At 46.4% G+C, this 24082-nt stretch carries 18 protein-coding genes; 4 read left to right on the top strand and 14 right to left on the bottom strand.

The genetic code is table 11. The features are described 5' to 3' along the window. Positions 1 to 11: 11 nt before the first annotated feature. From LSG34_RS10765 to LSG34_RS10740, 6 genes are all read right to left on the bottom strand, one after another. Entirely contained in the window at positions 12 to 1838 is a 1827-nt protein-coding gene (locus LSG34_RS10765; protein WP_233009101.1) for a tetratricopeptide repeat-containing diguanylate cyclase, read from the bottom strand. A gap of 113 nt (positions 1839 to 1951) precedes the next feature. Further along, positions 1952 to 2338 carry a DUF4377 domain-containing protein gene (locus LSG34_RS10760; protein ID WP_233009100.1) on the bottom strand — a complete coding sequence of 129 codons (387 nt, stop codon included), beginning with the start codon at positions 2336 to 2338 and terminating at the stop codon, positions 1952 to 1954. 72 nt (positions 2339 to 2410) lie between these two features. Beyond that, positions 2411 to 4687, bottom strand: coding sequence for a GGDEF domain-containing phosphodiesterase (locus tag LSG34_RS10755; protein WP_233009099.1), 2277 nt, complete (start codon positions 4685 to 4687; stop codon positions 2411 to 2413). 200 nt (positions 4688 to 4887) lie between these two features. Then, positions 4888 to 5625, bottom strand: a complete 738-nt coding sequence (locus LSG34_RS10750; protein ID WP_233009098.1) for a phosphoadenylyl-sulfate reductase — start codon at positions 5623 to 5625, stop codon at positions 4888 to 4890. A 61-nt stretch (positions 5626 to 5686) separates the two neighbouring features. Further along, positions 5687 to 7402, bottom strand: coding sequence for an assimilatory sulfite reductase (NADPH) hemoprotein subunit (cysI, locus tag LSG34_RS10745; protein WP_233009097.1), 1716 nt, complete (start codon positions 7400 to 7402; stop codon positions 5687 to 5689). Next, positions 7402 to 9204 (bottom strand): assimilatory sulfite reductase (NADPH) flavoprotein subunit, encoded by a 1803-nt coding sequence (locus LSG34_RS10740; RefSeq protein ID WP_233009096.1) that lies wholly within the window; start codon positions 9202 to 9204, stop codon positions 7402 to 7404. Before LSG34_RS10740 ends, cysI begins: the two co-directional genes overlap by 1 nt. Positions 9205 to 9399: 195 nt before the next feature. Here LSG34_RS10740 and LSG34_RS20850 point away from each other — a divergent pair, with 195 nt between their 5' ends. The 3 genes from LSG34_RS20850 to LSG34_RS10725 all read left to right on the top strand — a co-directional run bounded on the left by LSG34_RS20850 (position 9400) and on the right by LSG34_RS10725 (position 13575). Next, positions 9400 to 12276, top strand: a complete 2877-nt coding sequence (locus LSG34_RS20850) for an ATP-binding protein (RefSeq protein WP_233009095.1) — start codon at positions 9400 to 9402, stop codon at positions 12274 to 12276. Positions 12277 to 12424: 148 nt separating this feature from the next. Next, entirely contained in the window at positions 12425 to 13216 is a 792-nt protein-coding gene (locus LSG34_RS10730; RefSeq protein WP_233009094.1) for a DUF2884 family protein, read from the top strand. A 14-nt stretch (positions 13217 to 13230) separates the two neighbouring features. Next, entirely contained in the window at positions 13231 to 13575 is a 345-nt protein-coding gene (locus LSG34_RS10725; protein WP_233009093.1) for a RidA family protein, read from the top strand. Here LSG34_RS10725 and LSG34_RS10720 read toward each other — a convergent pair. The 6 genes from LSG34_RS10720 to ubiK all read right to left on the bottom strand — a co-directional run bounded on the left by LSG34_RS10720 (position 13572) and on the right by ubiK (position 18315). Then, the gene (locus LSG34_RS10720; RefSeq protein WP_233009092.1) at positions 13572 to 14075 is read right to left on the bottom strand and encodes an ankyrin repeat domain-containing protein; all 504 of its coding nucleotides are present in this window, start codon (positions 14073 to 14075) and stop codon (positions 13572 to 13574) included. The two genes, LSG34_RS10725 and LSG34_RS10720, sit on opposite strands and share 4 nt — an antisense overlap. 280 nt (positions 14076 to 14355) lie before the next feature. Continuing rightward, the gene (locus LSG34_RS10715) at positions 14356 to 15864 is read right to left on the bottom strand and encodes a catalase (protein WP_233009091.1); all 1509 of its coding nucleotides are present in this window, start codon (positions 15862 to 15864) and stop codon (positions 14356 to 14358) included. 170 nt (positions 15865 to 16034) lie between these two features. Beyond that, positions 16035 to 16193, bottom strand: a complete 159-nt coding sequence (locus LSG34_RS10710; protein ID WP_164731921.1) for a hypothetical protein — start codon at positions 16191 to 16193, stop codon at positions 16035 to 16037. Positions 16194 to 16278: 85 nt separating this feature from the next. Then, positions 16279 to 16629, bottom strand: a complete 351-nt coding sequence (locus LSG34_RS10705) for a hypothetical protein (RefSeq protein ID WP_233009090.1) — start codon at positions 16627 to 16629, stop codon at positions 16279 to 16281. A gap of 129 nt (positions 16630 to 16758) precedes the next feature. After that, positions 16759 to 18036 (bottom strand): Xaa-Pro dipeptidase, encoded by a 1278-nt coding sequence (locus LSG34_RS10700; protein ID WP_233009089.1) that lies wholly within the window; start codon positions 18034 to 18036, stop codon positions 16759 to 16761. Positions 18037 to 18060: 24 nt separating this feature from the next. Next, a complete protein-coding gene (ubiK, locus tag LSG34_RS10695; RefSeq protein WP_233009088.1) occupies positions 18061 to 18315 on the bottom strand; it encodes a ubiquinone biosynthesis accessory factor UbiK in 255 nt (84 codons plus the stop codon). A gap of 161 nt (positions 18316 to 18476) precedes the next feature. Between ubiK and rep the strand changes: the two genes are divergently transcribed. Further along, entirely contained in the window at positions 18477 to 20492 is a 2016-nt protein-coding gene (rep, locus tag LSG34_RS10690) for a DNA helicase Rep (protein ID WP_233009087.1), read from the top strand. Here the strand turns inward: rep and LSG34_RS10685 are convergent. Beyond that, positions 20466 to 23030: a sensor domain-containing phosphodiesterase gene (locus LSG34_RS10685; protein ID WP_233009086.1), complete on the bottom strand. Its 2565-nt coding sequence runs from the start codon at positions 23028 to 23030 to the stop codon at positions 20466 to 20468. The two genes, rep and LSG34_RS10685, sit on opposite strands and share 27 nt — an antisense overlap. A gap of 213 nt (positions 23031 to 23243) precedes the next feature. After that, positions 23244 to 23642, bottom strand: a complete 399-nt coding sequence (locus LSG34_RS10680; RefSeq protein WP_233009085.1) for a c-type cytochrome — start codon at positions 23640 to 23642, stop codon at positions 23244 to 23246. Between the last annotated feature and the right edge of the window lie 440 nt (positions 23643 to 24082).

Here is a 24082-nt window from a genome sequence, read left to right as displayed (position 1 = left end):
CTCCAGTTGAATTAGTCAGCCGTTTCTGTTCTGTTACGGCCATTTTGTTTTGCTTTATACAAAGCCTCATCAGCAGAACACCACAGTTGCATAAAGTCTTTGTGTTGATCGAGCTGAGCGACCCCAAGGCTAATAGTGACCTGATAGGAATTCTCCAGTTGCGGCCACTCTAATGCGGCCGCTGCATTACACAAACGTTGCGCTATAGCCTTAGCACTATTGAGCTCAGTACCGGGCAACAGGACTAAAAACTCCTCCCCACCAACCCGCCCAAGCTTGTCCACTGGCCGCAATTCTTGCCGCAGGCAATACGCGACCTTTTGCAAAACTAAATCGCCCGCAGCATGGCCATACTGATCATTAATCCGCTTAAAAAAATCAATATCTATAGCCAACACGCAAAAAGGTTGCTGTTGATGCCATAGCTGTTGCGCTAAAGCCAGGGTATGACGCCTGTTGGGCAGATGAGTTAATTCATCAGTTAACGCCATATCTTTTAGTTGCGCAGACAAAGCTCTTTGCCTGCTAAATAAAAACAGCATGGCCAAAATCATTAACAAAGCGCAACAGAGCGCCAAATACTGCCAAAACCTGAGCTTCTCTCCGTCTGTTAAAGCTTGCCTTTGAGCTGCATTTTTTACTTCCAGTTCGGTTTTTTCGCGTTGGATTTGTTCAGTTTGTAACTGGATTTTTAAACGGGAGGTGCGCTGATCGAGCAGTTGTTGCTGAATTTCAGCATCTTTTTGTTGTTGCTTTTGCTGCATAATAAAAGCGTCCTGCCATTGCTGCATTTCCGCCAGCAACAAAGCATATTCTTTATACAACAAGGCTTCAAAACGCAGATCTGGCTTTTGCCCAAAATAGCTCATCGCCGACTCAAAATCCTGGCGAGCCTCTGGATACAGTTTTAGGGTCCTGTAACTGATAGCGCGGCTGAGCTGACAATAAGCCAGCATTTGCGCATCAGAACTGGATTGGTAATGAGCTATAGCTTCGTTCAGCAGCACCAGAGCCTTTTCACCCTGGCCTGATTTGGTCAGTACCCTGGCAACCGATCGTTTATCGTAGGCAATTTCATCCAAATCCCCGCGCTTTTGATCAATAGCCAATGCCTGATTTAAATAGTTCAGCGACAATTCCAGTTGACCAGCGCTTTCGTAGGTACCACCTAAATTGAACAAAGCCGTAGCCTGCCCCTGCAAGTTACCGCTGTTTTGCCAGTGCTCCAGAGATTTTTGATACAGTGTGATGGCCTGGTCATAATCACCGACTGCGGAATCGGAATATAAATTAGCTAATGCATTGGCAACATAATTTTGTCGCCCTTTTGTGCCGTGCGACAGTTCCAGCTGATAAGCTTTTTGCAAATCGGTTAAGGCATCAGCATAAGCGGCATTTAGGGCGTATTGTTCACCACGCAGCACCAAAGCTTTAGCATGTAACTCAGGATCAGTCTCAGCCTCTTTGTAAGAGAGCACCCGCTGATAATCCAGCATGGCTTCAGCCGTTTTATCCTGCTGCTCTTTGGCATAACCTTCACACAATAAAAACCGCAGTTGCCACATCAAATCCTGTTGTTGTTTTTTGTACTCCTCGGCCAGTTGTAAAGCCCGCGCAGGATCCTGAACAGCGATCACCCAACAGTAACTTTGCTGCACCTTCAGTAATTGTTGTGGTTCTGAGGTGTTTTTTAATAACAGACGAAACTCAGCGTCAGCTTCACTGAACTTATCAACAGCTAATTCTTCCAGTTCCAGTAAACGAGATGGTAAGGCGTCAGCTGCCTGAGCAGGACAATGGATCAGCAACAGAAGAACAACAGCAAAGCAGAATTTCAAGCTATGACCTCGTTTGTCATTTCTAAGAATACTGACTCCAGCATGCCGCAGTTTGCTGCTGATTTGTACTGTATTTGGCAGAAAAACAAGAATTTACTACAAACTGCAGCGCTTTATTCGGAATGACTACTAATGATCTGTCGCAACACCCATTGCCTGTCTGGCGCATCAGCCGGCGGCTCAGGGATCCGTACTTCGCTGACTTCAATTTGATATACCCTGCCTGGCTGATAATCAAAACCAACAATATCGCCATACAACAGTTGCCAGTCTTCTTCAGGGTGATGGCGAATTTGCAGACATTCGGTAGGCCCCACCGCCATACACTGACGCTTTTCGGCTGCGACCCATAAGATCAGAGTGTCAACTGGCGCTTCAGCAAAAACAGGAGGATAAACGCCAGATTCATTAGGCTGCTGCACAGTAACAGCAGGTTCAGAAGAGTCTGAGCAGCCCACCAAAGTTAAAAGTACCAGGCTGGCCAGTCGTTTATTCAACATAAGCATTGTCCCTAATTTACTGTTTAACTCAGTGTATCCGCCAAAACTGGACAGAAACTGAACGGCATATCCTTATGCCTGCTTCGAGCTTAATTCCAACCCGGCTAACTTGGGCGACAATAAATTTTCCCAATACAAAGCCGGAGCTGGGCGGCCAAATAAATAACCTTGCATCAGCTGACAACCCAGGCTTTGCAGGAAGCGGCGCTGAATATCGTTTTCGACCCCTTCAGCCACTATATTCAGATTTAAGGCTTTAGCCAGTTGGATCGTAGTATGCAGAATACGTACTGTACGGCTGTCTTGTGGGATACAGCTGACAAAACGCCTGTCTATTTTGATGGTATCGGCCGGGCAATCGACCAACTGACTTAACGACGAATGGCCTGTACCAAAATCATCGATAGAAATGCTAAAACCATACTGGTTCAGCGCCTTTAAACGCTTATGTAATAAAGGTTGCTGCACTGCAATATTGGTTTCGGTGATTTCCAGTTGCAGGTAGCGGGTAAGCCAGGGGTGATCAGCACTTAAGCTCATCAGTTCCGCAAAAAAACTGTCATCCAATAGCTCAGGCCCGCCGAGGTTGATGGCTATGGGATATAACAAACCTTGCTGCTGCCAGCTTTGTAAAATACTGACACTTTGCTGCAAGACTAAACGCGAAAACATCGTCATTAAGCCATGACGTTCTGCCATTAATACAAAACAATCGGGCGCTATCGCCTGCCCATCAATAAACCAGCGACTTAAGGCTTCAAAACTTTGAATTTTACCTTGTGGGTCGACCTTAGGTTGTAGCCACAGCTCCAGATGTTTTTGCCGTATTGCGTCACGAAAGGCATTTAACAGCTGATAGTCCTGCTCCAATTGCTGAGCCTGCTGCTGATCATAAAAGCCAACGGCCTGATTCGGGTCAGATAACTCCAGCGCCAGCTCACATTGTTCAATCAGTTGTTGCGCATTGTGATTGTCCCGCAGCTCAGTGAAGCTGACTCCAAACTGGTAAGTCATACGAGCTGTATAAGGCCCAACTGTCAGTTCAACCGGCAACTGGCTGGCAATAGCCTGCGCCAGTTGTTTTGGATCCAACACGTTTAAATCGCCTTTCAGCCAGAGCGCAAACTTGACTCCCCGAACCCGCGCCAATACAGCATCTGACGGCAAAGCCGCCTTAGCCACTTTGGCAAAATGTTGTAATAACTGGCTACCAAACTCATAACCATATTGCTGATTCAGTGTTTTAACATGCCGCAGCCGGATAATAGCCACCAGCGCAAACTCATGGGGTGCTAACTGCTCTTGTTTGTAGTTAGCCAATTCAGTAAAACCGGCCAGATTAGGCAAACAGGTTAAGCTGTCATAATGTAGCCAGCTGTCCTGCACCTTCTGACTTTGTTTCAGCTGCAGTTGCAATTGCCTTAGAGCGCTTATTTCCTGCAAGCTGACCACATGGTGCCCGGAGCGGGTCAGCATCACATGTTTTAATACCAAACTGGACTCAGGACGACTTTTTACGTTGCATTCCACTTTGCCCTTTAACCAATGTCCTTGTAACTGACTATCCTGCACAAAACTGAGTAAGGACAATAAATTCGCTTTTTGTCCAGGCTCCAGCCCAAGCACCTCACAAGCCTGGCTATTCGATTTGATAACATCGCCGGAAGCCGTCACTAAGACAGTGGCTGAACCATTATGCTCAAACAACTCTTCATAATAATCATGGCTTTGTGCCAGATTCTGATTCAACTCAGAAAGCTGACCGGCACTGCGTTTTAAAGTGCTGAAAATACGGGCCGCGGCCAAAGGTAAACATAAATTAAAAAACAAAAACAACAGGCCATGTAAGTAGCTATGGGTTGCAGGCAGAGTAATAGATAAACCGAATAAATTATCCGGAGCTTCATTTTGCAGCAGATAGAAAAAAGGAATGAAATTCAGAGTCATAAAAACGAGTGCTGTTCTGAATCCAAAAAACATCAGACTGATCATCGGCAAGGTATAGATAAAAATGATACCCAGCTTGCCCATTTCAAAATCGTCATTAAACAGCAGAATACAAAGCCCTGCCATCACCACAATCAGCAGCAAAGCCACCGCACTTTTCTTTGTATGTTGTTTGGAGAGAAACAGCGCAAAAACTAAAGCAGCATAAAATAACGAGGTGATGATGATGACGTGATAAGCGCCCAGTTGCCATGCTTGCCAGGAACTGTGGAACACAATAACAGACACCAGACACAAACCAGACAACATTATAATGCGCAGCACACTTTGTTGCCAAAACGCTGTATCAGCATTGCCTAAATCCTGAGTCCTCAGCCGCAAATAACGACCCAACCACCCCACATCCAGCTCCCTAATTCCCTTTGATCAGGCCAGCTCAGGGCGCTGATAACACAAACCCAGTACAGGTTTTTTACCGATGAGAATGTAATAGGTCAGCTTGTTAACTACAAGTTATTTTTATTCACTTAGGGGACAAAGACGATAATTGGTACTATTAACCAGTTCAGTGGCAGGAGGAGCAAGAGTGAAAGCGGGATGGTTTAAATACCATCCCCATCCAGATGAATACCACATTCACGGCCAAAACCGTTAAAGCGGGTGTCTTCTTCGGTCATGCCCAGTTCGAGTTTGCGGGTGGAATGCACATCGCCAACAGAAACATAACCTTGCTCCCACAAAGGGTGATACGGCAAGTCATGTTCTTTTAGATAATAAAACACGTCCTTATTTGACCACTCGATAATAGGCTGCACTTTAACTGTGCCGCGGCTGATTTCGATAATATCTTTATCGGCGCGGGTGCTGGACTGGCTGCGACGTAAACCACTGAACCAGGTGCCCACATTCAACTCTTTTAAAGCACGCTGCAAAGGCTCGACTTTATTCATATGGTTGTACTGTTTAATACCTGCTTCGTTTTCCCATAACTTGCCAAAACGGGCTTCCTGCCAGGCAGGGCTTAAGTGCGCACGATACACCTTCAGATTCAGTTGCAACCGCTCTTTCAGCTCATCAATAAACTGATAAGTTTCAGGAAACAGGTAGCCGGTGTCGGTGAGTAACACCGGAATATCAGGCCGCTCAGTGGTCACCAGATGCAGCATTACAGCAGACTGAATGCCAAAGCTGGAACTTAAAATCTGCTGATCCGGCAAATGCTCAAGCGCCCATTGCACCCTTTGTGCAGGCGTTAAAGGCAGCAGCAACTGGTTGGCTTCAGCCAGCAGTTGTTGCTGTTGTTCTGTGCCCAGCTGTAATAGCTGTTTATACTGACTCATAATCTGCCTCTCCTGCCCTGGTGCTTTTTAACAACTCATCAGGGCATACTTAAAACTGAACTCAGGCATGAAAGTCGGTTTTTGATACTTTCACTTCGGCCACAACGCCAACACGCACGACAAAATCACCAAAACATTCGCCGCTGTTGCGTTCGAGCACCCAACGACCAATCAAGCCGTCCAACGCCTGCAGAATTTCGGCTTCAGCCACGTTATCTAAATACAGCTTTGGAATACGGGTGCCTTGAGTGTTGCCACCTAAATACAGGTTGTATTTACCAGGACCACGACCCACTAAACCAGCTTCAGCCAACATGGCGCGACCACAACCATTAGGGCAGCCCACCACACGTAAAATAATGTGGTCATCAGGCACACCATGTTTGGTCAGTAACTCTTCAACATAAGTAACCAGGGTTGGTAAATAACGTTCAGCTTCCGCCATCGCCAGTGGACAAGTAGGTAAAGACACACAAGCCATAGAGTTTTTACGCTGCTCTGTCACACTGTCGTTAATCAGACCATGCTGACGTGCCAAAGCTTCAATACGGGCTTTATCTTCAACCGCAACACCAGCGATAATCAGGTTCTGATTCGCAGTCATGCGGAAATCGCCTTTGTGAATACGGGCAATTTCAGCGACACCCGTTTTTAAGGTTTTACCCGGATAATCCAGAATGCGGCCGTTTTCGATAAAAACAGTGAGGTGATGTTTACCATCTATGCCTTCCACCCAACCAAAACGATCACCACGACCGGTAAATTCATAAGCACGGCTTGGCTGGAACTTCACGCCAACACGTTTTTCCACTTCGGCTTTAAATACATCCACACCGATCCGGTCTATGGTGTATTTAGTTTTGGCGTTTTTACGGTTGACCCTGTCGCCATAATCACGCTGCACTGTCACCACATGCTCAGCCACCGCCAGCACATGCTCCAGACCAATAAAACCAAAGTCTTCGGCTTTACGAGGGTAAGTGCCTTTATCACCATGAGTCATGGCCAAGCCACCACCCACCAGCACGTTAAAACCAACTAACTGACCGTTTTCGGCAATAGCGACAAAGTTTAAGTCGTTGGCATGCACGTCGACGTCGTTTTGCGGTGGGATCACCACTGTGGTTTTAAACTTCCGTGGCAAGTAGGCTTCACCCAAAATAGGTTCGACTTCTGTAGTCTCTACTTTCTGCTCATCCAGCCAGATTTCGGCGTAGGCTTTAGTTTTTGGCAATAAATGCTCAGAAATTTTCGCCGCCCACTGATAAGCCTGTTGATGCAATACCGACTCGACCGGGTTGGAGGTACACAACACGTTACGGTTTACGTCACCAGCTGTAGCGATAGAGTCGATCCCTATGCTGTTCAGCATCTGGTGCATACCTTTGATCTTTGGCTTTAATACGCCGTGGAACTGGAAGGTCTGACGGGTGGTTAAACGAATACTGCCATAGATGGTGTTATCCGCTGCAAACTCGTCGATGGCCAGCCATTGTTCTGGTTTGATAATACCGCCAGGCATACGGGCACGTAACATGACGTTATGCAGAGGCTCCAGTTTTTGTTCGGCGCGTTCAGGGCGGATATCGCGGTCATCTTGCTGATACATACCGTGGAAACGGATCAACATAAAGTTGTCGCCGTTAAAGCCACCAGTGATCTCGTCTTTTAAATCTTTAGTGATAGTGCCACGTAATAAATGACTGTCTTTTTTCAGTCGTTCGTTATCAGACAGCTGACCTTGCACCTGCAAATCCGGGTTAATTGGCTGAGTCATTAATAAACATCCTTCTGATAACGTTTGGCTTGACGTAAATCGTCAAAATACTGTTCTGCCTCTTCTGCGTTGAGGCCAGCTTGTTGTTGCGCTATGTCGAGCAAGGCTTGATGTACATCTTTGGCCATTTTATTGCCATCACCACAGATATACAGGTAAGCGCCTTGTTGTAACCAGGTCCAGATTTCTTCGGCTTTTAAGCGTAATTTATCCTGCACATAAACTTTCTGTGCCTGATCGCGGCTAAAAGCCACATCCAGCTTACTCAACACACCACGTTTTAAATAATCCTGCAGTTCCACCTGATACAGGAAGTCCTGAGTAAAGTGTGGGTTACCAAAAAACAACCAGTTCTGACCTGTAGCTCCGGCCTGATCCCGCTCTTGTAAAAAAGCGCGGAACGGCGCTATACCAGTACCTGGTCCTATCATAATGACTGGGGTTTCATGGTCAGGCAGACGGAAGTTGTCGTTGTGTTCCACGAATACTTTTAATTGAGCGCCTTCTTCCAAACGTTCAGCCAGGAAACCTGAAGCGCCACCTAAATGGGTGCTGCCAAAAGCGTCGTAACGTACTACGCCCAAAGTTAAATGCACTTCATCACCCACTTCAGCCTGAGAGGATGCAATGGAGTACAACCGCGGTTGTTGTTTACGGAATGCGTCAACCAGCTGTTGCGCCGTTAAAGGCGCTGGGTTTTGTAAAATCACATCGAGCGTCTGACGGTTGTCCAGATACTGACGTAAGGCTGCTTTATCTTTGACCAGCTCCAGCAATTCGCTGTTGGCCGTGGCCTCTGCATATTTCTCAACAAAGCTCGGATAAGACTGGGTCAGCTCTAAGTGTTCAGTTAACGCAGTCTTTAAACTGTAAGTCTGACCAGCCAACTGCACTTCTGTCGTGCCAGCTAAACCTGTCGCAGTAAGAATAGCGTCCACTGCCTTGTCGTCATTGAGGAAATACACACCCAAAGCATCACCAGGCTGATAGGTTATTCCTGAATCGGCCAAAGAGATTTCAATATGACGCACATCTTTGGTTGAATCCCGGCCAGTGATTTTCTGATTGACGGATAACTCAGCCAGATAAGGTGTTTCTTTGCTATAAGCGCTGTCATGACCAGCTGTGGCTGTAGCACCAGGCCAGGCAATAACCTGGGCAGAACCGCTAGCTTGTTTTAGCTCTGGCGCAAAAGCCTGCACTGCAGTTTCAGTCCAACTGGCCGCCTGTGCCGCATAATCTACGTCCAGATCAGCACGGGCATGCAGTCTTTTACCGCCCAAAGCAGCCAGTTGTTCGTCAAAATCGATGGCCGTTTTGCAGAAAAATTCATAACTGGTATCACCTAAACCCAGCACGGCAAATTGCAGACCGTCGAGCTTAGGTGCTTTTTTGCTGAATAAGAATTTATGGAAAGCCACAGCGCTTTCTGGTGGTTCACCTTCGCCATAAGTCGAGGTGACAATCAGCAGGTATTTTTCTTTCACCAATTGAGTGGTTTTATAGCTGCCAATATCTGTTAACTTCACAGCTATGCCTTGTTGCTCAGCGGCCGCTTTGATTTTATTTGCGACAGCTTTGGCATTGCCGGTTTGTGAGCCATAGAGAATAGTCAGCACAGCACTCTCGCTACTCTGTTGTACAGGAGCGGCAGCTTGTCCGGATAATTGAGCAGCAGCCGCCAGATAACCACTGACCCAGGCCTGCTGTATAGGATTCAGCTGGCTGACCAGCGACTGTAAATCCTTGATTTGTTGAGCGGACAAAGGACTGGCCTGAGCAGCTAAGGACGCAAATAGCATAAAAACACCACAAATAAGCTAAGTTGCAGCCATTTTAGCCGTCTAAATGGATAAACCTAAATAACCCTTATCTCTGCTTTATACCTTTTAGTTATTAAAATAAGTTTTTGGTTTATAACCATAAAACCAGATGACGCCTTGCCCTAATCAGAACTGGTTGTTAGCATGGGTTGAATCTGTTCAAGGAGTTGTATAGTGGCCGTTAAGCTGCTTTTTCTATGGTTGGGTCTGATGTTGCTTTTACCCGCAATGGCGCAAAGCCAACAGGTAGAGGTTTCAACTGCAGCTGAGCGTCAGCAATTGCAGCAGCAACTACAACAAAGCACAGAGCCAGAACAACGGCTGAACCTGCTGGTCAGGTTAACTGAAGTTTTTGTCACACAAGACCCGGCCTTAAGCCTGAGCTATGCCAGACAATGGCTGCAGAGCAGCACAGACAGAGAAAGTGCCAATTATCACAGAGTTCTGTTGCAGCAAACTACAGCTTTTATGCTGCAAGGAAATTATCAACAAGCCTATCAAACCAGTCTGGAAATAGAGCGTTTAGCCCGCCTGCAAAAGGACACTAAACAGTTATTTAATGCGTTGAGGCGACAAGCCGACAACCTGAACCGTTTAGGTCAGGCCGATAAAGCTTTACCCAAAGCACTGGAAGCCATGCAAATTGCTGTCGATGCCAACAACGCTATCCCGCTGCAAATCGTCCGTTATGACCTGGCTCATATTTATTTAAACTTGTATGCCTACCCCCAGGCTATTCAAATTGCCAGCGATGGTCTGAGCCTTGCAATGAGCGGGGATGACAGCAATCGTCAGGCTAATTTTTTACATCTGTTGGCTGAAGCCAGCCGGTTGTATCAGCAACATCAGGCTGCTGAAGATTTTGCCCGTAAAGCGCTGGAACTGCGCCTTAGCCGTCAGGAACAAGCTTTAACAGCCCAATACCACTTAAGTCTGGCCCGTAGTTTATTGCCACAGAAAAAATATCAGGAAAGTGAGCAACAGCTCCAGCTGGCGTTAATGGCAGCACAGCAAGTTGGAAATAACATTGAGCAGGCGGACGCTCAACAAAGCTTAGCCTGGTTGGATTTATATTTTGACCGTCCTGCTATGGCGAACACCAGGTATCAACAGATCAGTCAGTTACTGCAAGCTGACGAACATCAGCCGAATTTCCGCCAATTCAGCTTAAACTACTTAACGGCTTTGCTGGAGTTTAAGCAGCAGGCAGAGGCTGCAGCTTTATATCAAAAGCTAAACTTACAAAGCTCGCATTTTACCGAACCTCAGAACCTGCTGGATTATTGGACAGTAACAGCTCAGGTGGCCGAATTTAATCAGGATTACCAACAGGCTTATGCTGCTGCGGAACAAGTGCGGCAGCTGCAACAACAATTATTTGATGACAGAATTCATAAACAATCGCTGGTGATCTCCAGTGAACAGCACAAAGAATTGCTGGAACGTAATCTACAGCAAGCCGCTCAGCAAGGTCAGTTGGATCAACTGACTCATCAACATCAAAAAAATATGCTGCTGTTGTTATCTGTCGGCGCCTGTTTAGCTTTGGCATTACTGCTGTCGCTGTTTTATCACAAATCAAGGCGTAACCGCCTGTTACTGCAGAAACAGCAGGAAATGGCCCAACAAAAAATTGCCGTTAAAAATGAATTTATCGCCACCTTAGGCCATGAAATCCGCACGCCATTGCAAGGCATAGATGCAGTGTTGGCCCAATTATTTACTGAGTTGGATCACCAAAGCAGCCAGCAGAAAGTGCAATTGGCGCGTCGTTCTGTCTGGTCGCTGGATAATATTATCAACAATATTCTGACCACCAGCAGGTTAGATTATGGCGTCTATCAACCCGTGGATCAGCAGGTAGTATTGGCCGAGTTACTGGGTCGCCTGCATAACTTACTCGAGCCTTTGGCCAGTAACAAAGGGCTTAAATTAAGCTATTCAGTGGCATCCAATGTCCCAGCCTTGTTATTGCTGGACGAAAATTTACTGACCCAATTGCTAACGAACCTGATCTCGAATGCCGTCAAATACACCAAACAAGGCGAAATTGAAGTGCGTGTCGAGCTGTTGGATCAGCAAGCGGGTAAGCTGAACTTATTGTTCAAGGTGCGGGACACTGGCGTGGGCTTAACTACGTTGCAAATCAGCCAGTTAATGCGAGGCGAGCGCCTCAATCAGCAGCGCTCATTACAGGCGGGCCCTGGCCTTGGCATGCTGGTTTGCCAGAAGCTATTGCAGCAGCTGGGTTCAGCTCTGGATATTCAGTCCGTACCGGGGCTTGGCACAGAAGTGAGTTTCAGTCTGAAGTGTCAGGCGTCGTCTTTATTACCTGAAACCCAGCCAACGACCACAGAACAAAATCAAGCCTTAGTGGTCGAAGACGACGAGTTATGCCGGGTCAGTCTGGAACAGGCGTTAACTCAACTGGGTTTTGTGGTGACTACTGTCAGCAGTCTGCAACAGGTGCAACAGCTACCTCAACAGCTTTGGGCCTGGGTCTTTTTAGATGGTCAGCTGGAAGACGCTGACGCACACCAGACTATAGAGCAACTGCAGTTGCAACGGCAGGTGGATGAAACTAGTCGTTTTGTTTTAGTCAGTGGTTCAGTACAAAAAGACCTGGCTCCACAACTCAGTGCAGTGTTGTTTAAACCCTGGCGGCGTGAACAGCTACAGGCTTTGATTGCCCAACTAGCCAAACTGCCACCGTTAAGCCCTTTGTATCAAACGGATTATTTAAAACAAGCTTTACAAGCATTAAAGCCCGAACAAAGACAAGCGCTTAGCGCGAACGTCAAAGCGCAGCTTGATACTCTGCAACAAGAGTTAACCCAAGACAAACCCGACCCTAAAGTATTCCACCGAATGATAGGTAGTATGGGCCAGTTAGGGCTGATGCGTTTAAGCCAGTTGTGCCGGCTGACAGAAAACCAGTTACTGCAACAAGACACACTTGAACCCTCACTCTGCAGCCACTTACAACTTTGTCTGCAACAAAGCAGGCAAGTGATTGAACTGCTGTTTGAACGATACAATCAAACCAGCTGAAACTGTGATAAATACCCAGGCTGTAAGCCAAAGTAGTTGGCATTGCAGAGAGGCGAACAGGCGCTGCGGCGTTAAATACGAAGGCTGGTTCAGGGGTGATTCAGTACTTTTCCGGCAGCATGGTTTTTTTAACCTTATTGAGGTTGTTATGAAGTATATCTGTGCCAGTACATTGATGCTGGTAAGTGGTCTGAGTTATGCCAGTGATCAATGTGCTTTGACCTTGCAGGACGACTTAAAAGTCAGCCCCTCAGTCGTTAGCATTCAACGGGGTGATCAGGAGCTGTGGCGCATTGATACCAAAGGTCAGTTGTGGCTGGCTCAGCAAAAAAGCAACAGCAACACCGAAACCCAACAGCATCTGAAAACTTATCAGCAAGGCATTCGCACGCAAGTCACGGCTTCTGCCGCTTTGATGGATGACAGCCTGCAACTGGCCCGCACTGTGCTGGATCAAAATGTGCAAACTGCTACTGGTATGAGTCTTGCCGAAAACCCTGAACTACAGCAACCTGTGGATGAACTGGAACAACAACTGAATCAGTTAGTGCAACGGCAAGGGGATACCATTTATGTCTACGGCAGTCAGCTGCGCTCAGCAGATAAAAACTTAGCGAAAGAAGCAGAACAACGAATTCAGCAAGCTGTGGCTAAAATCAGTGGCCAGATGATGCTGACTTTAGGGCAAAATGTACTGCAAAGCCCAGGTTCTGCCACGGAGAAAATGCAAAGCTTCCGCGCGAAAATGCAAACCTTCGGCAGTCAGTTAAAAACAGACATGCAAAAAAACAGTAAAAATTTACAGCAACGTGGCCAGCAGATTTGTCAGCAACTGAAAACTCTGGACCAGTTGGAACAACAAATTCAGCAGCAAATTCCGGCCATGTCACCTTATGACTTGATCGATGGTCAAAGTGAAGGTTTTAAACCCGTGATCTGATACAAGGAAAACTAATGATCCAACGTATACAACCCAGCAAAAGATACAGCGAAGCCGTGATCGCCAATGGCCTGGTGTTTTTATCCGGTATGGTGCCGGACAATCTGGATGCTGACGCCACAGCACAAACGGCTAATGTACTGGCGCAAATTGATATGCTGCTGACTGAAGTCGGCATCACGAAAAGCCGTATTGTCGATACCACTATTTATCTGGCCGATATGGCGGATTACAACGCGATGAATACAGCATGGGATCTATGGGTTGAAGAAGGTCAGGCTCCGGCTCGCGCCACTGTGGAAGCCCGCCTTGCCAATCCATTATGGAAAGTAGAAATTAAGGTTACAGCCGCACTTTAATTTTGGTTTGTTTCTTGTGTGGCCTGAACTTCCTTTGCCAGTTGCTGTAGTTTTTCGCTTTGGCCAAAAACTTCAGCAAACTGCGCTACCGTCATTTTTTCTTTGTCTGTCACTGGTGCCTTTGCATCGACTGACTTGTCTTCCTTGCAATCAATGGGATACAGAATTTTTCCTATGCTCCACTCCGCCTTCACTATGGCACCCATCATAGCCGTATGGCCTCTTTTATCCCGTAAGCAGGCATCTGCGCCTTGTTGAAGTAATAATTCGACAGCTTGCTGCTGACCTGCATAAGTGGCGACCATCAGGGCGGTATAACTTTGGTTGTTGCGCTGATCCACAGGAAAGCCTTGTTGTAAAAACTCATTCAAAACGACAACATCACCAGTGCGGGCAGCGGCAAAAAAGTAAGACGTCAGTTGCTCCAGTGGATCAGGGACTTGTTCTTCAGAGTACAGCATAGTACTTAACAGCATCAGACTCAGTAGCAGTAATCGCATCAGACAAACTCCTCAAATATAGAGTTATGGATTCTCCCCAAAGTAATTGGAGTTGCAGCGAGGCGATGTTGTAGGGGCTGGGTTTACCCTGCCCGTCTCGTGTTCAATCCGGCACCGGAATGAGAGCGCGTAGTCAACAAAGCTGCGGCTTCAAGTACGCAGGGGAATTGGTGCCTGCGAAACTCACCCTGGGTGCAGGACAGAGCATACGAGTTTCGCAGGGCTTTAAACTAAGGTCAGTTGGAGGGATAAAACCAACCGACCTGCACCAGGGAATGGCTTACAGGGATTTAGCGATTTGCTGCACTTGTTTTAAATCGCCATTAACGGCTTTGGTTAAACGAGTGCCATAGTCGCTGTCAGCTTTGTAGAAATGCGCCAGCATTTTGTGTTTAGTCACTGCATCTTTGACCTGACCTAAATCACCGGACAAGTTGCGGATCAGATTGGCTTGTTGTTGCTTATCAAAGCTGCGGTACAAAGCACCAGCCTGGCTGAAGTTGTCCTGCTTGCTGATAGCCTTTTGCATCACAGTGCCATCCAGTTTTGTTTCGACAGCACGGGCGGCTGCAACCACAGTTTTTGGCTCAATGCGGCTTGGCTCGTAATTAACATTGGATGTACTGTTGCCAAAATTCATAGCGCCATCCTGATTGTGGTTATCCACCATCACTTTGGCTTTGTTGATCGGCAACTGGCTGTGATTTGCTCCTAAGCGATACAGTTGCGTATCGGAGTAAGAGAAAATACGGCCTTGCAACAAACGGTCTTCAGACGGCTCAATACCTGGGATCAGGTTGGCTGGCGCAAAAGCCGATTGCTCAGTTTCTTCAAAGAAGTTCTTTGGCATACGGTTTAACGTCATGGTGCCGACTTTACGTTCTTTCACACCAGGCCAGGTTTTAGTGGCATCCAGTGGATTAAAGTCGAAATCATCCAGCTGATCCGGTGTGATCACCTGTACATACAGATCCCATTTCGGGTTATTGCCGGCATTGATGTTCTGATACAGATCTCGGGTCAGGTGGTTAAAATCCATACCCTGAGTTTTAGTGACCTGGTCCGCGTCCAGGGATTTCACGCCCTGCTGACTTTTCCAGTTGAACTTGACGTAATGCACCTGACCTTGGTCATTGATGAATTTGTAAGCATGCACACCAAAACCATCCATTTCACGGTAGCTGGCTGGCGTGCCTAAATCTGAATACACAAAAGTCAGCATCTGGGTAGAACCCGGTTCGTGCGACATAAAGTCAAAGACACGATTTGGATCCTGCATATTGTCGACAGGCGAAGGTTTTAATGAATGCACCATATCCGGGAATTTAATCGCATCACGGATAAAAAATACCGGCAGGTTGTTACCCACTAAGTCCCAGTTGCCTTGATCAGAATAGAATTTCACGGCAAAACCACGAGGGTCACGCAAAGTTTCAGGGCTGTGATTGCCATGGATAACAGTGGAGAAACGCACAAAAACCGGCGTCTTTTTACCTTGGTCGGCAAAAGGAGCAGCTATGGTTAAATCGGATAAATCGTCAGTGGCGACAAACTCTCCATGAGCACCGGTACCACGGGCATGCACAACACGTTCAGGAATACGCTCACGGGCAAAACGTTGTAATTTCTGGATCAGATGCACGTCCTGCAGTAACACACTGCCGTTAGCACCTGATGTAGTGGAATTCTGGTTATCACCCACCGGAGCACCATTGTCTCTGGTTAAAGTATTTGCTTGTACCGCTAAAGACAAACCTAAAGCTACGACTAAGGCTGATTTATTAAACATTATTATGACCCTCTTTGGAGTTCGCTCTATCCTGCAAACACAGAGTAGAGGCTCAGGGTCAATTTAAAAAACAAAATAAAACAATCGAATCAATCTAAAAAACAAATAAGGGTCTGAGTGATAAACTCAGACCCTTAGGTTTTAGCTATAAAGCTGATACAAAATTTTCTTCAGATTTTACAGGCGCCACCAGCGCAATCATCTGAATCATCGTCTTGCATCGCAGCCTGTTCTGCGGCCAACTGATCGGCAGCCAGCTGTTGCTGCGCCGTTTTTTTCTCAGCACCATCAAAATCCAGGTGGTCTAAATCAAAGTCAAATTCGCTCATTGTGTGCTCCGCCTTGCTGGGTATAGCCGTTAACTTGGGCTACTTTACGCAGTTTTCAAGCACCAGCACAACTGAAAGCGACGAATTAACCGTAGATCTGAACCAAAGCAGCACGACGTTGTTCCACTGGCATAGCTTTTAACTGCTGAACCACTGAAGCGGGTAACTTACGGGCTGAGCCACGAGAGTAAGCACGAATTTGCGCTTCAGCATCTTGTGTTAACTGCGCCGTCATAGGATTCAGCAACTGAACACAAGCACTACGGGCAGGAGTAAAACCTAACTTTTTCGCATAAGCTTTTAATAAGTTGTCTACAGCATTTTGCGCAACAAGCTCACAGTACTCAGTGTTTGAATAAGTGTAGTTCGACGCAGCCTGAACCTGGCTAGCTAACAAAGTAGCAACAGTAAATACAGCAGCAGTAATAAGTTTCATAAGTCTTCCTGGGGGTTAAGTCATTTCACTGTGCGCAATTATTCAGCAATTCCATGACAACACTGTGTAAGAAAGACGAGAAAAAGTGTGACAGTAACATTAGAATATCTAATGCTACTGTCAGAAAGTTTACAGCACTTGTTGGCCGGCTTTCACGACGACAGCTGGCTGCTCCAGCGCTTTGACTTGAGTAAGAGGGTCAACAGGCACTGCTACTAAATCAGCAAAAGCACCGACTTCCAACACGCCGACATTTTGTTGGCCTTGCTCATTTTTCCAGTTCAACAAAGTACCAGCATTGACTGTGGCAGCCTGAATCGCCTGTAAAGGTGTCATACCCCACTGCACCATATAAGCAAATTGACGGCCGTTTAAACCATGAGTGTAAACGCCTGCATCTGTGCCATAAGCCATCTTCACACCAGCTTTGACTGCTTTCTGGAAATTTTGCCGTTGCAACAAGCCTACCTTTTTCTCTTTAGCTAAAGACTCAGGCAATATGCCGGCTTTTTCGCCTTCGCTTAAGATAAAGTCACTGACATAGACATCCATCACTAAATAAGTGCCGTGTTTTTTCGCCAGTTTAATGGCTTCATCATCGATAAAGCTGCCGTGTTCAATCGAATCCACCCCAGCTTCAATAGCGCGTTTAATACCCTGCAAACCGTGGGCATGAGCCGCCACTATACGACCTCTGTCGTGAGCTTCGTCTATTAAAGCTTTCATTTCTTCAAAGTTATACTGACTGGCATTGACGTCTGTATTTTTAGATAACACACCACCAGTGGCCGCAAACTTAATCACATCGGCGCCGTATTTGATATTTTCCCGCACTTTAGCCCGAACTTCATCTGGGCCATTGGCGACGCCTGCACTTCTGGAGTTATAGATATGTGGCAGCAGATTATTGTCACAGTGTCCGCCTGTAATACAGATGGTATTAGCAGCCACCCGCATCCGTGGTCCCTGAATTTCGCCATCGTCAATGGCATCACGCAAAGACACATCGGCGTAACCTGCGGCCCCTAAGTTCCGCACTGTGGTAAAACCTGCTTTTAAGGTGGCTTTGGCTGCACTGACCCCAAAGATGGCTTCACGGGTTGGGGTTTCGACTAAACCACGATACCCATGTTTTTGTGGATCTGAAGTTAAATGCACGTGCATATCAATCAGGCCAGGCACTACATAATGGGTGGATAAATCAATCATCTGTACGTTTTTGGGAGCATCTTTTGCATCAACAATAGCGCTGATGCGACCCTCTTCAACCAGAATAGCTTTGTTTTTCTGGTAGTTCCCTGTGCGCACATCAAGCAAATGCCCGACCTGGATCACCTGTTCCACCTGAGCTAAAACCACAGAGCTGACTAACCCAGCCAGCAGCACCGATACCTGACTTAACTTCATAATCACCCTTATTTACTTCACTTTTTAGCTAGCTGACTCGTCTTTCGCCGATAGTTCAGCCACACGACGTTCCAGTTCATCCAGTTTGGCACGGGTTTTAGCCAGCACCTGAGTTTGCACATCAAACTCTTCGCGGGAGACAAAATCCAGCTGGCTGAGCTTTTGCTGCAATACCTGCTTTACTTTGTTTTCAACATCATCGGCCATCTCACGCATTTTAGGTGGGATAGCTGCGCCAATTTGTTTCGCAATTTCTTCAATCTTTTTTGGATCAATCATGGTCTAGCTCCTGTAGCATCATTTTATTCTACGAGCCTTCAGGCTCAAGGTGGATCCATTCTGCCGCATATTTGCCGGACTTGCTCGTTTTGTGCAGAAATCAGCGCGCCTCTGCCCGGTAAATTTGAGTTAAACTAGCTTCCTTCTGTAAAAGGTGTCTGATGAAACTTAATTCTCAACAAAACGATGCGGTGCATTATATCAGCGGGCCTTGCCTGGTTCTGGCTGGCGCTGGCAGTGGCAAAACCCGGGTCATCACCAATAAAATTGCGTATTTAATTCAGCAATGTGATATGCCTGCCAAACATATAGCGGCTGTGACTTTTACCAATAAAGCCGCCCGCGAAATGAAAGAGCGGATTAAACATCAGCTGGCTCGGCCTTTGCTCCGAGGTTTAACTGTTTCCACTTTTCACACCTTAGGCTTAGAGATCCTGAAAAAGGAATATCGTGCTATTGGTTATAAGCCTAACTTCACGCTGTTCGACGATCAGGACAGCATGGCGCTACTCAAAGAGTTGACCGATGACGAGCTGCAAGGTGATAAAGATTTACTGAAAGCTTTGCAAAGCAAAATCTCTTCGTGGAAAAACGATTTAACCCTGCCGGGTCAAGCCCTTGCGCGCGCCACAGACGCACAAAGTATCAGCTTTGCTAACTTCTACCAGCAATACGCCCAGCAGCTTCGGGCCTATAACGCTCTGGATTTTGACGATTTAATTATGGTGCCCACCCTGCTGTTTGCTTCCAATGAGCAAGTGCGGCAAAAGTGGCAGCAAAAAATCCAGTACTTGTTGGTGGATGAATATCAGGATACCAACACCAGTCAGTACGAACTGGTGAAATGGCTGGTCGGCGAGCGTCAGCGCTTTACTGTGGTTGGAGATGACGACCAGTCGATTTATTCCTGGCGGGGTGCCAAACCACAAAATCTGGTGCTCTTGGGCAAAGATTTCCCGAATTTAAAAGTCATTAAGCTGGAGCAAAACTATCGCTCAGCCGAACGTATTCTGAAAGCGGCCAATATTTTGATCGCCAATAACCCACACGAATACGATAAACGACTCTTCAGTGAGCTGGGTTATGGTGTGCCTTTACGGGTATTACCGACTCGTAACGAAGAAGATGAAGCCGAAAAAGTAGTGGCCGAGATTATTTCGCACCGCTTTATTAACCGCACTCAGTATAAAGAGTATGCGCTGCTGTATCGCGGCAACCATCAGGCGCGGGTATTTGAAAAGGCACTGATCACCAACAGAATTCCTTATAAAGTTTCAGGCGGCACTTCGTTTTTTTCCCGTGCTGAAATTAAAGACATCATGGCGTATTTACGTTTACTGGTGAATCAGGACGATGACAATGCATTCTTGCGTATTATCAACACGCCAAAACGTGAAATAGGCGCTGCTACGCTGGAAAGAGTGGGTAGTCTGGCCAACGAAAAACATATCAGCTTATTTGCCGCCTGTTTTGAACCCGAACTGGCAGAACGTTTGCCAGCCCGTGGTCTGCAGGCGGTGCAGAACTTTGCCAACTGGATTAATCATGTCGCAGACAACGCGCTGCGTGCTGATCCGAAAGAAGCAGTCAAAGATTTGATCCGGCAAAGCCAGTACGAAGCCTGGTTATTCGAAAGCAGTGCCAGCCCCAAAGCGGCTGAAATGGCACTGAAGAATATCAATGAGCTGTATCGCTGGATCAGTGAAATGCTCGAAGGCAAAGACGATGAGGAGCCACTGAGTTTAAACGAAGTAGTGACCAAACTGACACTAAGGGACATGATGGAGCGTCAGGAGCAGGAAGATGAAGCCGATCAGGTGCAACTGCTGACGTTACACGCTTCTAAAGGACTGGAATTCCCTTATGTCTTTATGGTGGGCATGGAAGAAGGTTTGTTGCCGCATCAAAGCAGCATAGATGAAGACAATGTTGAAGAAGAACGCCGTCTGGCTTATGTAGGCATTACCAGAGCCCAACGTGAGCTGATTTTTACCTATGCCCGCGAACGCCGTCAGTATGGTGAAATCATCAAACCTGAACCCAGCCGGTTTTTATATGAATTGCCTGCGGATGATTTGGAATGGAGCAAAGCTGCGCCAGTCAAAACTGAACAGCAACGACAGGAAACAGGCCTGGCGCACATTGACAGATTACGCCAGTTGTTGAAAAAGCCCTGATTGGGTTTCACTGACCGGGCTGCTATCGGCAAAATAGCAGCATCCCAGCTGAGTCAGGTAAGTGCGGCTTTCGTCATTTTCGGCCACAGCAGCAACCAGACGGTATTTGTGGGTTTGCGCCAGACTTAACAGCACCTGCAGCAGCTGTTTACGCTGATCACTGCGCTGTAAACTACGGCTAAAGGCGGTGTCTAACACCACAAAATCAAATGGATACTGTACCAGTAACCCCAAAGCAGCCACTTCGGCAGCAAACTGATCCAGTAGCAAGCGAATACCTAGTCGCTTTAATTGATGCAAATTCGCCAGTTGAGTGGTGGTTAAACGCAATAAATCCGCTTCGTTAAACCCAATACACAACTGATGCAAAGGCAAGACCGAATGGCGTAATACATTACAGAGCTTATCAAACAGCAAGGTATTATTCAGATGGCCGCTGCCCAGGGTAATACTGAATATTTCTGCGCTGGCATTTTTCTGACAAAGCTGACGAACCAGTTCAAGTTCAATATCAGGCATTAAACCGGCCTGAGTGGCCTGACGGCTTAATTCAGCCTTTTGTTCCGCGTCACCCTGTTGCCAGTTCAACAGCACCTGATAACCCAAGACTTGTGCATCAGCTTGTAATAAAGGCCTGAAGGATGGCGCAAACTGTTGTTGATCAACAGCCTGCTGTAAGGCCTGCTCCTGACCCAGTTCCTGCAGCATTTGCTGACGCATCGAATCATTAAAAATCACAAAACGGTTACGGCCAAAAGACTTGGCCTGATACATAGCCGCATCGGCATCACGTAATAATTCGTCGGCATTCTGATATTCAGGGTGATAACAGGCAATACCTAAGCTGGCACCTGAGCAAACTTGCTGACCTTCAAGCATCATCGGCTGGCGCAGAGATTCAATCAAACGTTCTGCCACTTCTTCAGCATCAAAATCACTTTGGATTTGGCCTAATAAAATGACAAACTCATCTCCGCCTAAACGAGCCACTAAATCATGTTCACGCACTGTTTGTTGTAAACGTTGGCTAACTTCAATTAAAAACAAATCGCCAATATGATGGCCCAAGGTATCGTTGATCAGTTTAAAACGGTCTAAATCAATAAACAGCAAAGCAAAACGCGGGTTGGCTTCGCGGTTCCGATAGGAAAAACGCTGGCGCAACTGCATTAAAAACATCTGACGGTTCGCAAGGCCTGTTAACGCATCATGATTGGCTTCGTGAAAGAGTTTTTCTTCGGCTTTTTTCCGCTCTTCCACCTGCAAACGCAAAAATAAATTGGTTTGGCGTAATTCGCGGGTACGCTCAAAAATACGTTTTTCCAGCTCTTCATGCTGCTGTTTTTGTTGCTCTGTCGACAGTTTGCGGGAGATAGCCACAGCTATATGCTGCGACACAAAACGTAATAGATTCAGCTCTTGCTCGCTGTAGCTGTAGGTATTGTCATAACACTGTAGTGCAATGACACCCAGCACCTGTTCACCTACCAATAAAGGTGCACCTAACCAGCTGGTTGACATGGCATGATGGCCAAGACTGGATTGCACCCTGTCTACCACACCAGTTTTAATTAAGTCCAATAACTGTGTCTGGCTGATGAGTTTGGCTTCGCCAGAGCGGATCACATACTCAGTTAAGCCACTTTGCAAAGCACGCTCTTTGGGCGTTGGAGTGTACTGGTCCAGATAAAATGGAAAATGTAAGCGGTCAGCCGCTTCATTTAATAACGCAATGTAGCAGTTATCTGCTTTCATCAATTCAGACAAAATCTGGTGCACTTCATGATAAAAACTCATCATGTCGGTGCTTTTTGCTGTCATTTCGGAAATTTTATACAAAGCAGACTGTAGTTGTTCGGCATTAGTACGCTCGCGGATTTCTTTTTCCAGCGACTGATTGGTATTACGTAACTGCTGAGTACGCTCACGTACGGTTTGCTCCAGCAATTCACGGCTTTTTACTCTGTCGATAGCTGTGACAGTATGAACAGCAATACTACTGATCAAGGCCAAATCATGCTGGTTGTAATGGCATTCCGGGTCATAACTTTGAATCGCCATCACACCGATAATTTTTTCACCACGGCACAAAGGCACGCCTAACCAGTAATGACAAGCCGTACCCTGCGCCGTAATATCGCCTGTTTCAACCAGCCGGCGATAGCCGTCCTGATCACACAACAGCGCTTGTTTAGTGCGGGCAACATAACCGGTCAGTCCTGAAGCAAAAGCGTCGGAAGGGGCATCTAACAAAACCTGTTGGTCTTTTTCGTCCGCGAAGTATTCCAGCAAAAACTGCTGATCCTGATCACAGAGCACTACATAAAAATTATCGGCTTTAAGTTGCTGGTTTAATAAACGGTGAATCGCAGGATAAAACTCGCGCATGTCTTTGATGCCAGAAGCTAATTCTGACAACTTGAGTAAAGCACCTTGAATGATATAAGCCTGTTTATAGCCTGCGGCCAGCTTACGCAAACGGCGCAACTGACTAATCACAAGGTGATGGGCTTTATTCAGAGTTGTTATATCCTTCAACTTTTTCTCTTATTCTTATCTAAGGCAAGGCAACCAAAACTGGCTGATGTTTAAGCACCTCTATTATGCACAAAGCTTAACCAGATGGAAGGCAAAATGAGTTAGCTGGTCAGATCTTCTTATAAGCAATTGAGCTATAAAGATAACAATTAGATCTATAAGGCATTAGAAACAAAAAACGCTGCCATAGCAGCGTTTTTGCTAACAGAAACTTTACACGCCTTCGGTCATAAACTTGATAGCTGCTTCAATTTCATCATCAGAACAATCGCCACAGGTACCACGAGGAGGCATAGAACGGATACCTTCAATAGCGTGTTTCTTCAATATATCCATACCTTGAGCTATACGAGGTTTCCAGGCGGCATCACCTTTTTTCGGCGCATCTAAAGCACCAGTACCATGACAGGCAAAACATGCGCCCTGATACACTTGCTCGCCAGTGCGTGGACCTTTAGGACCAGTATCCGCTGCTGCCTCTGCGCCAGCCAGGTAGACCTGACCTACGGGTTCAAGACGTTTTTTAATTGCTTCGTTGTCTGCTTCCTGTGCAGCAACGTTGGCTATTGCAGCAGTTGTCATCAGCACTAAGGCAAAAGTGAGTTTTTTCATCTGGATAATCCTGTCAATAAGCCATACAAAAGTTAAGGTATTATAACGCCCGGATGCTCCATAGTGGAAGCCCCTGTATTTGTTGGCTTTTAACTTAGCCCATAATCCAGAATAAGTTGGGTAAAATTTGCAGTCCAAATCGCCTTATAACTGATCAATCTGAAAGGCATTTTTTTTCAGTTAAAAAAAATTCAAATCAGGACTGTGCAAAGAAAATCTTTGTGGTAGTCTGTTTTCCCACTTTGATTGTCTTACTCTGTCGCCTTATTTGACAGGAAACCAAAGTGAGATAATTTTCCACAAAATGGAATGATAAGAAAAACAATAAGGGAACCTGTAGCATTACCCTTCTTTTTCTTTTGAATACAGTAACTTAACCAATTAGCACCGGACTCTTCACCGAGATTTTCTGGCTGTAACCTATTGTCTATCCACAAAGT

It is taken from the genome of Rheinheimera faecalis (assembly GCF_021290965.1).
Taxonomy (GTDB): domain Bacteria; phylum Pseudomonadota; class Gammaproteobacteria; order Enterobacterales; family Alteromonadaceae; genus Pararheinheimera; species Pararheinheimera faecalis.
Note: the sequence above shows the minus strand (reverse complement) of the source record. Positions and strands in the feature narration are given on the sequence as shown.